The organism is Burkholderia latens, from assembly GCF_902499045.1.
Lineage (GTDB): Bacteria > Pseudomonadota > Gammaproteobacteria > Burkholderiales > Burkholderiaceae > Burkholderia > Burkholderia latens.
In genome coordinates this window covers 1-851 of the sequence record NZ_CABVPL010000108.1, presented here as the reverse complement: position 1 = coordinate 851, position 851 = coordinate 1, and the positions used below count along the sequence as shown (strand labels likewise).

General features: G+C 63.8%; 1 protein-coding gene. It reads left to right on the top strand.

The window, feature by feature from the left end; translation table 11 throughout:
• On the top strand, positions 1 to 851 hold an 851-nt coding region (gene ltrA / locus BSE24067_RS32160; protein ID WP_254600375.1), incomplete at both ends, for a group II intron reverse transcriptase/maturase.

The window sequence follows — 851 nt, the reverse complement described above, 5'->3', positions numbered from 1 at the left end:
TCGGACGAGCAGTGCATCAGAAGCCCGCGCAGGCGGGACGTAACGCGGGAGGGCGAGGTGAAGCCGAGCCGGAAGCGGAGCGTGATGAAGCGCGGACGGCGCGACACGCAACTGGAAGCCCGGGGCGGGATAGTCTGCTTGCGCAGGCGCTCGCGAGAGCGAATTTGGTAATAGCGTGGAAACGCGTCAAAGCCAATCGCGGCGGTGCTGGGGTGGATGGGAAGTTGATCGCCGAGACGGCGGAGGAACTGAAGACGCACTGGCCTCGGATTCGGGAAGCGTTACTGGATGGAAGCTACCGGCCCGCGCCGGTACGGCGAGTCCAGATTCCGAAGCCCGGTGGCGGGATGCGTGAACTGGGGATTCCGACGGTGACGGATCGGCTGATCCAGCAAGCCCTGCTGCAAGTCTTGCAGCCCATCATTGATCCGACCTTCTCCGAACACAGCTACGGCTTCCGGCCGGGGCGTCGAGCGCGTGACGCGGTGCTGATGGCACAACGGCATGTGCAGGACGGCTACCGGGTGGTGGTCGATGTGGACCTGGAGAAGTTCTTCGATCGGGTCAATCACGACATCCTGATGGAGCGGCTATCGAGGCGGATTGCGGACAAGGCCGTGCTGCGGCTGATTCGTCACTACCTTGTAGTCGGGATCATGGATGGTGGTGTGGTTATGGAGCGTCACGAAGGTACGCCGCAAGGCGGACCGCTGTCGCCGCTGCTGGCCAATGTGCTGCTGGACGAGGTGGACCGGGAACTGGAGAAGCGCGGACACCGTTTCGTGCGCTACGCCGACGACTGCAATGTGTACGTGCGCAGCCGTCGAGCGGGCGAACGGGTGCTGGATGGT